Annotated in this window: 11 protein-coding genes; 3 read left to right on the top strand and 8 right to left on the bottom strand. The window is 62.7% G+C overall.

The window, feature by feature from the left end:
* The first annotated feature begins 135 nt into the window (after window positions 1–135).
* The 3 genes from msrB (at window position 136) to KX928_RS04495 (ending at window position 3,305) form a co-directional block, all read left to right on the top strand.
* Entirely contained in the window at window positions 136–585 is a 450-nt protein-coding gene (gene msrB, locus KX928_RS04505) for a peptide-methionine (R)-S-oxide reductase MsrB (RefSeq protein ID WP_219499462.1), read from the top strand.
* On the top strand, window positions 582–1,103 hold the full coding sequence (gene msrA / locus KX928_RS04500; RefSeq protein ID WP_219499460.1) for a peptide-methionine (S)-S-oxide reductase MsrA: 522 nt from the start codon (window positions 582–584) through the stop codon (window positions 1,101–1,103). The genes msrB and msrA overlap by 4 nt, the downstream gene beginning before the upstream one ends.
* Window positions 1,104–1,208: 105 nt before the next feature.
* Window positions 1,209–3,305 carry a methyl-accepting chemotaxis protein gene (locus KX928_RS04495; protein WP_219499458.1) on the top strand — a complete coding sequence of 699 codons (2,097 nt, stop codon included), beginning with the start codon at window positions 1,209–1,211 and terminating at the stop codon, window positions 3,303–3,305.
* On the opposite strand, the gene KX928_RS04490 is transcribed toward KX928_RS04495, so the two are convergent.
* The 8 genes from KX928_RS04490 to KX928_RS04455 form a co-directional block, all read right to left on the bottom strand.
* A complete protein-coding gene (locus KX928_RS04490) occupies window positions 3,302–5,308 on the bottom strand; it encodes a hydantoinase/oxoprolinase N-terminal domain-containing protein (protein WP_219499456.1) in 2,007 nt (668 codons plus the stop codon). The genes KX928_RS04495 and KX928_RS04490 overlap by 4 nt on opposite strands.
* 60 nt (window positions 5,309–5,368) lie before the next feature.
* Window positions 5,369–6,415, bottom strand: coding sequence for a tRNA epoxyqueuosine(34) reductase QueG (queG, locus tag KX928_RS04485; protein ID WP_219499454.1), 1,047 nt, complete (start codon window positions 6,413–6,415; stop codon window positions 5,369–5,371).
* A gap of 63 nt (window positions 6,416–6,478) precedes the next feature.
* Window positions 6,479–7,144 carry an FtsZ-binding protein FzlA gene (fzlA, locus tag KX928_RS04480; protein ID WP_219499453.1) on the bottom strand — a complete coding sequence of 222 codons (666 nt, stop codon included), beginning with the start codon at window positions 7,142–7,144 and terminating at the stop codon, window positions 6,479–6,481.
* Window positions 7,145–7,200: 56 nt separating this feature from the next.
* Window positions 7,201–7,929 (bottom strand): monofunctional biosynthetic peptidoglycan transglycosylase, encoded by a 729-nt coding sequence (gene mtgA, locus KX928_RS04475; RefSeq protein WP_219499450.1) that lies wholly within the window; start codon window positions 7,927–7,929, stop codon window positions 7,201–7,203.
* A gap of 81 nt (window positions 7,930–8,010) precedes the next feature.
* Window positions 8,011–12,543, bottom strand: a complete 4,533-nt coding sequence (gene gltB / locus KX928_RS04470; protein WP_219499447.1) for a glutamate synthase large subunit — start codon at window positions 12,541–12,543, stop codon at window positions 8,011–8,013.
* Complete coding sequence (locus tag KX928_RS04465) at window positions 12,543–13,022, bottom strand: GFA family protein (protein ID WP_257883512.1); 480 nt, start codon at window positions 13,020–13,022, stop codon at window positions 12,543–12,545. The genes gltB and KX928_RS04465 overlap by 1 nt, the downstream gene beginning before the upstream one ends.
* Entirely contained in the window at window positions 13,019–13,447 is a 429-nt protein-coding gene (locus KX928_RS04460; RefSeq protein WP_219499445.1) for a GFA family protein, read from the bottom strand. The genes KX928_RS04465 and KX928_RS04460 overlap by 4 nt, the downstream gene beginning before the upstream one ends.
* A complete protein-coding gene (locus KX928_RS04455) occupies window positions 13,440–14,138 on the bottom strand; it encodes a hypothetical protein (RefSeq protein WP_219499444.1) in 699 nt (232 codons plus the stop codon). Before KX928_RS04455 ends, KX928_RS04460 begins: the two co-directional genes overlap by 8 nt.
* Between the last annotated feature and the right edge of the window lie 28 nt (window positions 14,139–14,166).

The raw sequence follows: 14,166 nt of genomic DNA, 5'->3' as shown, positions 1-14,166 counted from the left end.
AGCTCTCTCCTTATGGCCTCTTCTTCGATTTAGGGCGATTGTGCTCAAAGACACGTGAACGGCGTCAGAATAGTTTCCCCTTTCATTCGCCGGGCTTTGTCCCATTTAATATGGAAAGGTCAAAAGGAGTGGATCATGCCCAAATACGAGAAGTCCGAAGAGGCGATCTCCAAACTGTCGCTGGAGCAATTCCGCGTCACCCAGCAGAACGGCACAGAACGGCCCGGCACCGGCGCGCTGCTTGGGAACAAGGAGCCGGGGATCTATGTCGATATCGTGTCCGGAGAGCCGCTCTTCGCCTCCGCGGATAAATACGATTCCGGGTGCGGCTGGCCCAGCTTTACCAAGCCGATCGAGCCTGCGCATGTGACCGAGCTGCGGGATGCTTCCCTGGGGATGATCCGCACCGAAGTCCGTTCCGCTCACGGCGACAGCCATCTCGGTCACGTGTTCCCCGACGGCCCGCGCGATCGGGGCGGGTTACGCTATTGCATCAATTCCGCCTCCTTGCGGTTCGTGCATCGCAACGACATGGAAGCCGAGGGATACGGCGCATATCTCGATCAGGTGGAGGACGTGGCATGAGCCATCAGCGCGCAGTACTGGCGGGGGGGTGTTTCTGGGGCATGCAGGACCTGATCCGCAAGAAACCCGGCGTGATCGCCACCCGCGTGGGCTACACCGGCGGCGATGTTCCGCATGCGACCTATCGCAACCATGGCACCCATGCCGAGGGGATCGAGGTCATCTTTGACCCGGCACAGATCAGCTATCGCCAGTTGCTGGAGCTGTTTTTCCAGATCCATGACCCGACCACTCTCAACCGTCAGGGCAACGACGTGGGGCTGAGCTACCGATCCGCGATCTACTACGTGGATGAAGATCAGCATCAGGTCGCCCGCGACACGATTGCGGATGTCGAGGCATCGGGTCTCTGGCCCGGCAAGGTGGTCACCGACGTCGAGCCCGCCAGCGCGTTCTGGGAAGCCGAGCCTGAACACCAGGACTATCTGGAGCGCATCCCGAATGGCTATACCTGCCATTTCCCACGGGCCGATTGGGTGCTGCCACGGCGTGACAAGGACGTTCAGGCCGCCGAATAACCGCTGGCTCCCGCCCGCCCCGAAAGCGGGCGGGAATCCGGTATGGGTAAATCTGTTCTTAAGGGTCTCTGATTAACACCAAGTGGTGATAAACAGGAGAGCCCGATGAAGTCCTTTTTTGGTGGTAGGAAACGCAAGGCGAAAGCCGCTGAAGAAACCGGAATTCTCCTTGAGGCATTGGGCGGTAGCCATGCGATTGCATGGTTTGATCCCGACGGTATCGTGCTGGATGCAAACCCGATGTTCTGCAAGGTGACCGGGTACGGGAAAGAGGAAATCATCGGCAAGCCGCACACGATGTTTCTGGCCGAGGGTGATCCGGCGCGCAGCGGCACATCAAAGCGTATCGTCAGTGTGCAGCCCGGGCAAGCGCATTCCGAAACAGTGCATTGCGTCACGAGGGATGGGGATGATATCTGGCTGTCCGCCACCTATTTGCCGATCACCGACGGGCAGGGCCAGCTGACCAAGGTCATGAAGATCGCGCATGACATTACCGCAAGCGTTCAGGCGTCCTCTTCCAAAACCGCGCATCTGTTAAGCCAGTTGGATGCGATCTCGCGGGCACAGGGCAAGGTCGTCTATGGTCTTGACGGCACAATTGTCGAGGTGAATGAGAAGTTCCTGAACATGCTGGGCTATTCCGAACAGGAGCTGATGAACCAGACCCATCGAAAGCTGCTCAACCCCCTTTATGAGAAATCTGACGATTACAAGGATTTCTGGTCCTCCGTTGCCGGTGGGCAATTCCAGTCCGGTCGTTATGAGCGTTTCACGAAGGACGGCACCCAGAAATGGCTGCAATGCAGCTATGCGCCGATCCGCGATGGTAACGGGACACAGACGGGTGTGGTGGAATTCGCCACCGACGTTTCGGGGCGTCGGCGTTCCAACGAGCAGGTTGACGCAATCAGCCAGGTACAGGCCTGTATCGAATTCAAACTTACCGGCGAAATCCTAACCGCAAATCAGCTGTTCCTGGATGCAGTGGGTTACAGTCTGGAAGAGATCAAAGGCAAACATCACCGGATTTTCATGAAAGATACGGACGCCGGCAGCGAGGAGTATGCGACACATTGGGAACGGCTGGCCGCCGGCGAAATCATCTCCGGCGAAGTCGAACGCCGCCGCAAGGACGGCTCGACCATCTGGCTGGTTGGGTCCTACAATCCGGTTCTCGGACCGGATGGCAAGCCATACAAGGTTGTCAAATACGCGCAGGATGTGACCGAGCGGCGGCGCGCCATAGGCGTGCTGAAGAGTGCGATGAACCGGATGGCGCGCGGCGATCTCAGTGAGCAGATCACAGATCATTTCTCCGAAGATTTCATGGCGCTGAAAATGGATTTCAACGACACCCAGACAAAGCTGAAGGAAACGATTGAATCCGTCCTGCAAAGCACTCAAAGGATCAGCGCGGGCACGACGGAGATTTCCGACGCCTCCAACGAGCTCTCCAGCCGGACCGAAAGCCAGGCCGCGGCGCTGGAACAGTCAGCCGCCGCCATCACCGAGATGGCCGCCTCCGTCAAATCGACCGCCGAGATCGCGGAAAACACGCGCGGTGTGGTGGAGAAGACGAAGGCCCGGGCCTCCGCCGGGTCGGGTGTGATGAGTGACGCCCGCGAGGCGATGGATGCAATCTCCAGCAGCTCGTCGGAAATTTCCAAGATCACCGAGGTCATCGACGATATTGCGTTTCAAACCAACTTGTTGGCCCTGAACGCAGGCGTCGAGGCGGCGCGCGCGGGCGAAGCGGGGCGCGGCTTTGCCGTCGTGGCCTCCGAAGTGCGCGCGCTGGCGCAACGCTCCTCGGAAGCGGCCACCCAGATCGCCAAGCTCATTTCAACCTCGGCAGAACAGGTGCAGCAAGGCGTCGGGCTGGTGTCGAAAACAGGTGAATCCCTCTCGGAAATCGAGACCTTCGTGGCCGATGTGGCCAATATGGTTGGCAACATCGCCGCAGCCGCATCGGAGCAATCGGGCGGGCTGGACGAGATCACATCGGCGATCAGCAACCTTGATGACGTCACTCAGAAAAATGCCGCCATGTTCGAAGAAACCAATGCTGCCACCCAGCTGCTCGCGAACGAAGTCGCGGCCCTGGGCCAGATCACCGCGTCCTTCAAAATCGGCGAGGACGGCTCGCTGAGCCGCATCGAGCCTGCCGCGCGTCTGGCGTCCCAGAAATTGCGGGCCTAGCCTGAGGCCACGCGCGGCCGGCCCGTGGCCTCGACCGTCAGGACGGCTTCGATGAACACGTCACGGGCCTCCACCGTGGCGCGCCGCTCGTCCGTCGTGACGGTGATCTGGATATCCGCCGCGCCGGCAGCCAGTGCTTCCTCCTCTGCCCGCGCGGATAAAAACTGCTGCAACCTGCGCAGCGCGTCGTTCTTATCGGCAAAATCGAGCGGCCCGGTGTCCAGATGGACGCGGTATGCGCCCTCGCCCGGAGACGTCACCGAGCCGCTGCGCCGCATCGTGATACGCCCGACCACGGCGCCAATCGCATTGGCCACATCGCCGTGGACGGGCAGGATCATTTCGGTTCCAACAGCGTCTCCAACCGCGGGATAATAGCTCGCGGCCGATGCCCCGAGCCCGACAACCGGCACGTTCAGCCCGGCATCAATGCGCAAGATCCCGCGATGGTTTGCCAGCCCGCGCTGTATTAATTCGTGCCGCGCCAGATCCCGGGGCGACCCCCCAAAGGCCTCGTCCTCCTCCGCGATGGCCGCCTCCAACAGCGCCAGCGCGGTCTGGTAGGTCAGCCGGTCGACGATGATCCGGGCCATCTGCTGCGCCGTTTCCGCCAGAGCGCCGCCCGACCCCGTCCGCTTGCGCGCCGTAAGCCGCAGCGCTTTCTCCGCCGCCGCGGCATCCCAGGCCGCGACATTTCCCAAGACATGGCTCGCGTCCGATGGTGTCACACCCGACAGCTGCACCAGCCCACGATCCACGAGACGCCGCAGCGCCCCGGTATCGATCCGTGCCCGCAGCACCTCCCCCAAGGGCCTGGCACCAGACCCGATGCGTTCCAGCATCTGGGCATCACGCGGTCCCAGCCCCTGGTCGGCCTGCCCCGGCACCCTGCGCACGAACCTCGCATCCATGTCCCCCGCAACGCTGTTGCGCAGGTGCGTATCCAGCGCCGCATGCACGACATCCGGCGCGTCCACGGCCATCAGGGACACCGGGACAAGACGCCGCGGACCAAGCTCAACGCCCCCCTGCAGGCCTTCGCTGATCACGCGCACTTCGCTGTCGCCCCCAAGACCGGTCGTGCGCATTTTCACCGCTTCGACCATCGTCCTATAGGGACCCACCTGAGCGCCGGCAGGATCAATGGCCGGTTTGCCGTCTTGCAACAGCGCTACATCCGTCGTCGTCCCGCCGATATCGCTGACCACCGCCCGGTCGGCCCCCGTCAGCCAGCGCGCCCCGACGATGGAGGCCGCCGGGCCGCTCAGGATCGTTTCAATGGGCCGCGCGCGCGCCTGATCGGCAGAGATAAGCGCCCCGTCGCCCCGCACCACCATCAACGGTGCGCCCACCCCAAGCTCACTCAGCCGCGTTTCCGCCCGGCTGATCAGGCGGTCGATCATCCCGATGAGGCGGGCATTCAGCACAGCGGTCACCGCACGTTTCGGCCCGTTCAGCCGCGCTGAAAGCTGATGCGACGACGACACCGGGCAGCCGGTCATATCCGCGACCAGCGCTGCAACGCGCGTCTCATGTTCCGGATTGCGCGTGGCAAACCGGGCGGCCACGGCAAACCCGCTCACCGCATCCTTCTGGGCCGCCAGAAAGGCCCGGATCGCGGCCTCGTCCAATGGCCGGGCCTGCGCACCCGCATGATCATGCCCCCCGGCGCACACCAGATAAGGGTCACCGTTCAGCGCGTCCGCCAGCCCATGCGCGGCGATATCCGCGTCTCCAAACCCGACGTAGATCAGCCCAATCCGCTCGCCCTGCCCCTCGACAAGGGCGTTTGTGGCCAATGTGGTCGACAAGGCGGCCATGGCGATATCGGCCGGCGCGATACCGGATGCCGCCAGAACCGCGGAGACCGCATTGCCGATGCCAATTGCCAGGTCAGACCGGGTTGTCAGCGACTTGGCGGAGGCCACAACCTCTTCTTCGTCCCGGATCACCACGGCGTCCGTATATGTGCCTCCCGTGTCGACACCCAAAAGAAAAGCCATTGCGCGTTCTCCCGTTTCTCCCAGGCGGGTGTAGCCGGTTTTTAATCCGATTCCAGCCTGTTAGCGCCGCCTGGGGTCGCATTGCGCAAGCGCCCAGCGCGCCGCCTCGGCAACAGCCGGGTCCGGGTCTGCCGTCAGCTCCGACGCGACCGAAGACAGCGCGGGCTGTCCGGAATTTCCGATCGCGTAAAGTACATTGCGCACGAACCTGTCACGTCCGATGCGCTTGATCGCAGAGCCCGAGAACAGCGCACGAAAGGCAGCGTCATCCAGTTGCGCGAGGGTGCTCAGGTCCGGTGCCGTCAGCTCCGGGCGCGCCGCCAGGCGATTGTCCCGGGCCCGGACCGCAAACTTGTTCCAGGGGCAGACCGCCAGACAATCGTCACACCCGTAGATCCGGTTGCCCATCAGACGACGCAACGCTTCGGGTACAGAGCCCTTGTGCTCGATCGTGAGATAGGAAATGCATCGCCGCGCATCCAGTTGATACGGTGCCGGGAAGGCATCGGTCGGGCAGATGTCCAGACAGGCGCGACAGGATCCGCAGTGGTCGCTTTCCGCCTCATCCGGGGCCAGGTCCAGCGTCGTGAAAATCGCCCCCAGAAACGCCCAGTTCCCCCACTCCCGGCTGAGCAGGTTGGTATGCTTTCCCTGCCAGCCAAGCCCGGCCGCCGCCGCCAGCGCTTTTTCGGGCACGGGTGCGGTGTCCACGAACACTTTCACCTGCGCGGGTCCCTCGGCCTGCTCCAGCAACCAGCGCGCCAACCGCTTCAGTCGCTTTTTGACCACATCATGATAATCACGCCCCTGTGCATAAACGGAAATCGCGCCAAGCTCAGGATGCCGCAGGATCTCCAGCGGGTCATGCGCGGGCGTGTAGCTCTCCGCCAGCATGATGACGGATTTCGCCTCCGGCCAGAGCGCCGCAGGATTGCCCCGCCAGGCCACGCGCTCCGCCATCCAGCCCATCTGCCCATGGTATCCCGCCCCCAGAAACGCCGCCAGCCGGGCGGGCAATTCCGGCAGCGCATCGGGGCGGCATATTCGGCAGGCAATAAACCCAACCGCATCCGCCTCCGCGACAAGCCGCTGCTTCAATCCGCGCATGATTTCTCTGGTTCGGAAATATCCCCGGGGGTCCGGGGGCAGGCAGCCCCCGGCGATGCGGGATCAGAAATCCAGGTCATTGTAATGCTTGGGCGGCGGAAACCCCGATACCTGGTCCGCCAGGATCGACCGGAAGGCAGGACGTGATTTGATCTTGGCATACCAGTCCTTCACCACCTCCGAGCGGTTCCAATCCACGTCCGAGATGTAGTCCAGCGCGCTCAGATGGGCGGCGGCGGCGAAATCCGCCAGGGTCATCACGTCCCCGGCCAGCCAGCGCCGGTGATCAAGCAGCCAGGTCATGTAATCGAGATGGTACTTGATCGCCTTGGCCCCGGCCTTCACGTTTGAACTGTCGGGATATCCCCGCCCCATGACCTTCTTGTTCACCCGTTCATACAGCAGTTTCGACGTCACCTCGTGATGGAACTTGTCGTCGAACCAACTGACCAGACGGCGTACTTCCTGCCGCGCAATCGGGTCTTTCGGCATCAGCGCCGGGTCCGGTCGCGTCTCTTCGATATATTCGCAGATCGCGCCGCTCTCGGCCATCATGACCCCGTCGAGGCGCAGCACCGGCACCTTGGCCGCCGGGTTGCGCCGCAGAAAATCCGCATCCGCTTCCCAGTAGCGCTCTTCCACCAGTTCCACCTCGATCTTCTTTTCCGCAAGGCTCAGGCGCACCTTGCGGCAAAAGGGAGACAGGGGAACATGAAACAGGCGCGCCATGAGGGTATCCGGATGTTTGCGTAGTCTGCCTTCAATGCCCGTAACGGCGCATGGATTCAACTCTCGAAACAGCGTGACCGCCCGTCTTTGCTGATTGTTGCTGCCCCCGACCGGATGGCTTGCGCTCTTTTCTGCACAAAGCCCGACGGTTTACTGGCGGAGCGCCCTTTCGGGTCTGGCAGAATGGCGGCCAGTTGCGCGGCTTGCTGCTCTGACAGCTGCGCAGGCGTGACACCGAAATAGTGATGTGCGGCGGCTTTCACGCCAAAAACACCCTCGTCGAATTCCGCGACGTTCAGATATACCTCGACAATGCGCCGTTTCGTCCAGATCGCTTCCAGAAGCGGCGTCAGCACCGCCTCCATCGCCTTGCGCGTATACGTCCGGCCATGCCACAGGTAGACGTTCTTGACCGTTTGCTGGCTGATCGTCGAGGCCCCCCGGTGCCCCCCCTCCGCGATGGCATTCTTGATGGCGGGCAGATCAAACCCCCAGTGCTGGCAGAAATTCGCATCCTCCGCCGCCACGGCGGCGCGCGCCATCACCGGTGCGATGTCGGGCAGGGGCACCCAATCCTGCGCCACCCCGCCCAACCGGCGGGATTCCGAAAACATGTAGGGCGTCGTGATCGGGTTCACGACCGCCCCCAGCGCAATCAGCGCAACGACCCCGACAACGATGATCCCGAGGCCGCGCGACAGATACCGCAGCATCCGCCGCAAGGGGTTATTTTTCGCCGTGGATTTCCGGGACCTTGTGGTCTTTTTCCTGCTGCGCTTCGCCATGCCCCAGCTATAGGCGTCCGGCCGGGGCTTGTGAACCTCGTTGGGCAGGCATTGCCGGGCCTTGCCAGCCCGGCAATGGCATCATTCTGCCGGCATCGCCGTTTCCTCGATACTCAGCGGCGCGGGCAGATGCACCAGCATCTCCTTGGGGCAGACCTGCAGGAAATGCTGCTTTTCGGTGTCCCAATGCTGCAGAATATCCGAGGCGCGACGGCTGCCCGTCTCGCTCAGATGCGCCTCAAGCAGTTCCTCAAGATCGCCCAGCCAGTGATCCACGGTCACCGGGCAGGTCACCAGCGTCTCCATGTTCATCAACGCCGGGGCCTGGCCGCCGGGATCATACAGATACGCCATGCCGCCCGTCATGCCCGCGCCGAAATTGGCCCCGATTTCGCCCAGGATCACCGCAACGCCGCCGGTCATGTACTCGCATCCGTTGGAGCCGCAACCCTCGATGACCACCTTCGCGCCGGAATTGCGCACCGCAAAGCGTTCCCCCGCACGCCCCGCAGCATAGAGGTACCCGCCGGTTGCCCCGTAAAGCACCGTGTTGCCGATGATGGTGTTCTTGCTGGCCTCGATGGGGGATGCCATCGGCGGGCGCACCACGATCATGCCACCCGACAGGCCCTTGCCCACATAGTCGTTGGCATCACCCGAGACCTCCAGCTTCAGCCCCGGTGCCGCGAAAGCGCCCAGCGACTGGCCGGCAGAACCCGCAAGCTTCACCGTCAAATGGTCCGGCTGCAGGGTGTTGCGCATGCCGAACTGCTTGACGATATGGCTGGACGTCCGCGTCCCGACGGTCCGGTGCGTGTTCTGCACCGCGTAGCTGAGCTGCATCTTCTCGCCATCCTCAAGGAAGCGCGCCGCATCGCGGACGATCTCCGCGTCCAATGTGTCCGGCACCGAATTACGCGGCTTGGCCCGGTCGTAGACAATATCCGCCGCGCCATCCACGGTGATCAGCAGCGGGTTGAGATCCAGATCATCCAGATGCGCAGACCCGCGGCTGACCTGCGCCAGCAGATCGGCCCGGCCAATCACGTCATCCAGGCTGCGCGCCCCGATCCGCGCAAGGATTTCGCGCACTTCGGTCGCGTAGAAGGTGATCAGATTGACGACCTTATCCGCCGTGCCGGTGAATTTCTCACGCAGCGATTCATCCTGCGTGCAAACGCCGACGGGGCAGGTGTTGGACTGGCACTGGCGCACCATGATACAGCCCATCGCGATCAGCGCAGCTGTCCCGATGCCGTATTCCTCGGCCCCCAGCATCGCCGCCATGACGATATCGCGGCCCGTGCGCAGCCCGCCATCGGTACGCAGCGTGACCCGCTCACGCAGGTTGTTCATGCTCAGTACCTGATGCGCCTCGGTCAGGCCCATTTCCCACGGCAGGCCCGCATATTTGATCGAGGTGGCAGGGCTCGCCCCCGTGCCGCCATTGTGTCCGGAGATCAGGATGATATCCGCCTTGGCCTTGGCCACCCCCGCGGCAATCGTGCCAACGCCCGAGGATGCCACCAGCTTCACCGTCACCTTGCAGCGCGGGTTGATCTGTTTCAGATCATAGATCAGCTGCGCAAGGTCCTCGATGGAATAGATATCATGGTGCGGCGGCGGCGAGATCAGCGTCACCCCCTTGGTCGAATGGCGCAACCGCGCAATGAGGTCGGTGACCTTCATGCCCGGCAACTGCCCACCCTCGCCGGGTTTCGCCCCCTGCGCCACCTTGATCTCCAGTTCCTCGCACTGGTTGAGGTATTCCGCCGTCACGCCAAAACGCCCGGAGGCCACCTGCTTGATCTTGGCCGAGGGGTTGTCGCCGTTCGGTTCCGGGACAAAATGCGCCGGATCCTCGCCGCCCTCGCCTGAATCGGATTTCGCCCCGATCCGGTTCATCGCCACGTTCAGTGTCTTATGCGCCTCGGGTGACAGCGCCCCCAGCGACATGCCCGGTGTGACAAACCGTTTGCGGATCGAGGTGATACTTTCCACCTCTTCGATCGGCACCGGCTTGCCCAGCGGTTTGATGTCCAGCAGATCGCGCAGGTGGATCGGCGGGTTGCTCTGCATCTTCGCCGAATACTGCTTCCACATCTCGTAGGACGCACGGTTGCAGGCCATCTGCATCATATGCATCGAGGTTGCTTCCCAGGCGTGGGTTTCGCCGGACTGGCGCGCCTTGTAAAAGCCACCGATGGGCAGGACGGATGGTGCCGAACCCCATGCCCTAGCGTGCACCTCTTCGGCCTTGCGCTGAATGCCGATCACGCCGATACCGGAAATGCGGCTCGTCATGCCGGGGAAATACTCCGCGCACATGGCACGGCTCAGCCCCACCGCCTCAAAGTTCAGCCCGCCGCGATACGACGAAATCACCGAGATCCCCATCTTCGCCATGATCTTCAGCAGCCCCTGATCAATCGCGACCCGGTAGCGGTCAATCGCCTGCGTCAGGCTCATGTCCAGCAGGCCACGCTCGATGCGGTCGGCCAGCGAATCCTCGGCCAGATAGGCGTTGACGATGGTCGCCCCCGCCCCGATCAGCACGGCAAAGTAATGCGGGTCGATACACTCGGCGGAGCGGACGTTGATCGAGGTGAAGGTGCGCAGCCCCTTGCGTACCAGATGGCTGTGCACGGCAGAGGTTGCGAGAATCATCGGCATCGCGACCTTATCCGCGTCCGACATCTGATCCGTCAGCACGATATGCCCCGCGCCGGACCGCACGGCATCCTCGGCCTCGGCGCGAATGCGTTCCAGCCCAACGCTCAGGTTTTCGGTGCCCGGGGTGAAGGTACAGTCAATCGTGACCAGTTCGGCGTTGAAATGCTTGGTCAGTTCCTCGAATTGTGCATTCCCCATGAAGGGGCTGTCCAGCGTCAGGATCTCGGTCTGGCTGCTGTCCTCATCCAGCACGTTCTTGAGGTTGCCGAACCGGGTTTTCAGGCTCATGACGCGGTATTCGCGCAGGCTGTCGATGGGCGGATTTGTCACCTGAGAGAAATTCTGCCGGAAGAAGTGACTCAGCGGCCGGTATTGCACGCTCAGCACCGCCGACGGGGTGTCGTCGCCCATCGAGGCCAGTGTTTCCTTGGCGTCTTCCGCCATGGGCGCCAGGATTTGTTCAAGCTCTTCAACGGTATAGCCTGCCGCAACCTGCCTGCGACGCAGTTCCGCGCCAGTAAAAATCGGCTTTTCCGTGACGTGGTCCAGCGCTTCTTCGAGGTCGTTTATCTTGCCGACCCAATCGCCGAAGGGCTGCGACGCCGCGAGCTTGTTCTTGATCTTCTTGTCATGAAACAGCCCGCCCTCCTTCATATCGACGGCCAGCAACTGCCCCGGCCCAAGCGCGCCCTTTTCAACGACACTCGCTTCGTCCAGCGGCACCATGCCGGCCTCAGAGCCGGCGATCAGCATGCCCTCTTTCGTCACCACGTAGCGCATCGGGCGCAGCCCGTTACGGTCAAGGCCAGCGCAGACCCAGCGCCCGTCAGTCATGGCGAGCGCGGCGGGTCCGTCCCAGGGCTCCATCACGGAGTTGCAGTAGGAATACATGTCTCGCCACGCCTGCGGCAGCTCAATGGCCTGTTTCGACCACGACTCCGGCACCAGCATGGTTTTCGCCATCGGCGCGTTGCGCCCCGCGCGCACCAGCACTTCGAACACCGCGTCAAGGGCTGCACTGTCCGACGAGCCGGCGGCGACAATGGGCTTGATGTCTTCGGCCATGTCGCCAAAAGCACTTGAGGCCATGCGGATCTCGTGGCTTTTCATCCAGTTGAGGTTGCCCTTGAGCGTATTGATCTCACCGTTATGCGCGAGCATCCGGAACGGCTGTGCCAGCCACCACTGCGGGAAGGTATTGGTCGAATAGCGCTGGTGGTAGATCGCAAAGGCGCTCTCGAACCGTTCGTCCATCAGGTCGGGGTAGAACTCCGCCACCTGCTCGGCCAGCATCATCCCCTTGTAGATGATCGACCGGCAGGACATCGACGCGATGTAAAGCGTCGGCACCTGTGCCGCCAGCGCCGCCTTCTCGATGCGGCGGCGGATCACGTAGAGCTCCCGCTCGAAGGTGTCCTCATCCACCCCCTTCGCGTTGGAAATCAGGATCTGCTCGATCTCCGGCCGCGTCGCATTGGCCTTCTCACCCAGACAGGAGATATCCACCGGCACATGCCGCCAGCCGTAAATATAGTATCCCATGCGCAGCACTTCGGTTTCCACGATGGTCCGGCAGGTCTCCTGCGCGCCGAAATCCGTGCGCGGCAGGAACACCTGCCCCACGGCGATCATCTCCTTCTTGCGCGGGTCATGCCCGGTGCGCTTCACCTGATCGTAAAAGAAATCCACCGGGATCTGCACGTGAATGCCCGCACCGTCGCCGGTCTTGCCATCCGCATCCACCGCGCCCCGGTGCCAGATCGCCTTCAGCGCCTTGATGCCGTTTTCCACCACGCCGCGGCTTTTCTTGCCGTCGATGGACACCACCAGCCCGACCCCGCAGGAGGCATGCTCCTCGGCGGTGTCGTAAAGCCCGTTTTCGGCCATATAAGCCCGTTTCGCTTCTTCGCGCGCCACCCAGGTGTCGTCATAGATGGTCATCAGTTGTCTCCTTCAACGAATGGGTGTTTCGCCTGCACTTCGGCCCGTGTCTTGCGGCGATGATCGCCCCTGAGGCACGCATAGCTCGGCGCAAGGTCGGTGTAGATTTCCGACAGCAGCACGAAATCCGCCGCCTCCTTGAAAAGCCCCGGCAAAAGCTCGATCTCCGGCTCATCCGGGTCGGTGGATCTGAGCCATACCGAACTGCCGCAGGTCTCGCAAAAGCCCCGCTCCGAGAAGGACGAGGACGCATAATTCCTGACCGGACCCGTAACCGTGACCGCCTTGGTCTCGGCCACGAAGGAGCCGAAGAGCATCCCGCTCCAGCGCTGGCACATCACGCAGTGACAGGCACCAACAGCCGCGACGTAATTGCCGTCAATCTCGATCCTGACCGCGCCACAAAGGCACCGGCCCGACAGCTGGCCGCTGCGTCTGTGCGGTGCGATCACCGCTTCCCTTGCCGCCTCGTCCATCATTCATCCCCCTCGGTAAACATCGCGATGGTTTCCTCGGTGCTCAGCTTGCGGTGATCACCCGTCAGCCCGTACCCCTGCGGGCACTGGTCGGCGAAAAACTCCAGCGTCATCTCGCCAAGAGCTGCGCCCTCGAACAGCCCCGCCGCCGGGTGACGCATCCCGTCATGCACCGTACCGTACCACAGGGTCGACCCGCAGGTGCCGCAGAACCCCCGCTCCGCCCATTCCGATGAGGCAAAGCTCTGCGCAGGGCCGCTCACCTCCAGCGTGCCGGGCAGCGTATCCACCGAAATGAACATGCCCGACGTGTGCTGGCGGCACATGTCGCAATGGCACGCGCGCAGCCGCGGGTTTTCGGTCTGAACCGTCAACGTCACCGCGCCACACAGGCAGCGGCCTTCGATCGTGCGGGGTGCATCACTCACAGCCATACTCCGACATCGTGGACAGGAAACCCGGGTCCCCACGTTCGTGGACCGCTACCGGGGTGTAGTCAAAAACCTCTTCATCGCCATCCATCACCCGCCGCGACCACCTGCCTTCGATCACAAGCTCGCGGCTCAGAGACACCAGGATGTCGAGGGTAAAGGCCAGCCCGCCGGCCCCGGCGTCGCGCTCGAACAGGCGCTCGGCGGTGAAGACGAGGAATTCCTCGTCGCCCACCATCACCGTGCCACCGGTATGTTCGGTGCGCCCGCTCAGGACATAGCGCTGCCCGTCGATGATGTTCGTCGTCATCAAAAAATCACCCGAGGCATCGTGGTACCCGATATCCATCAGGTCACGGATGTTCATGCTGATGCCCGAGCCGGGCACATGTTCCATCGTCAGGCTGTTGGCGTCATGTGTCTCCCATTTCACGAAGGCCCAGTCGCGGTCGTAATGCGTGGTGCCCTGCGGCTTGCCGCGCCGATAGGTCAGCGCCTGCCACGTGCTGCCCGCACATTGCATGACCGAGGTGGTCACGCAGCTGTTCTTATGCACCGTTGCCACCGCCGTGCAGGCATCGGGCACCCGGATCTTGTCCTGTGCTAGCGCCATCGGCGCGGACAAAAGCACGCCCAGCGCCAGCGCGGCAGATCGTTGCCAACCTGTATGTCGAGCGGCATGGGTCAATGATGCTGTCCTTTCAATCCGGGGGCGT

The sequence above is a fragment of the Roseobacter insulae genome (assembly GCF_019375555.1).
Taxonomy (GTDB): domain Bacteria; phylum Pseudomonadota; class Alphaproteobacteria; order Rhodobacterales; family Rhodobacteraceae; genus Roseobacter; species Roseobacter insulae.
Note: the sequence above shows the minus strand (reverse complement) of the source record. Positions and strands in the feature narration are given on the sequence as shown.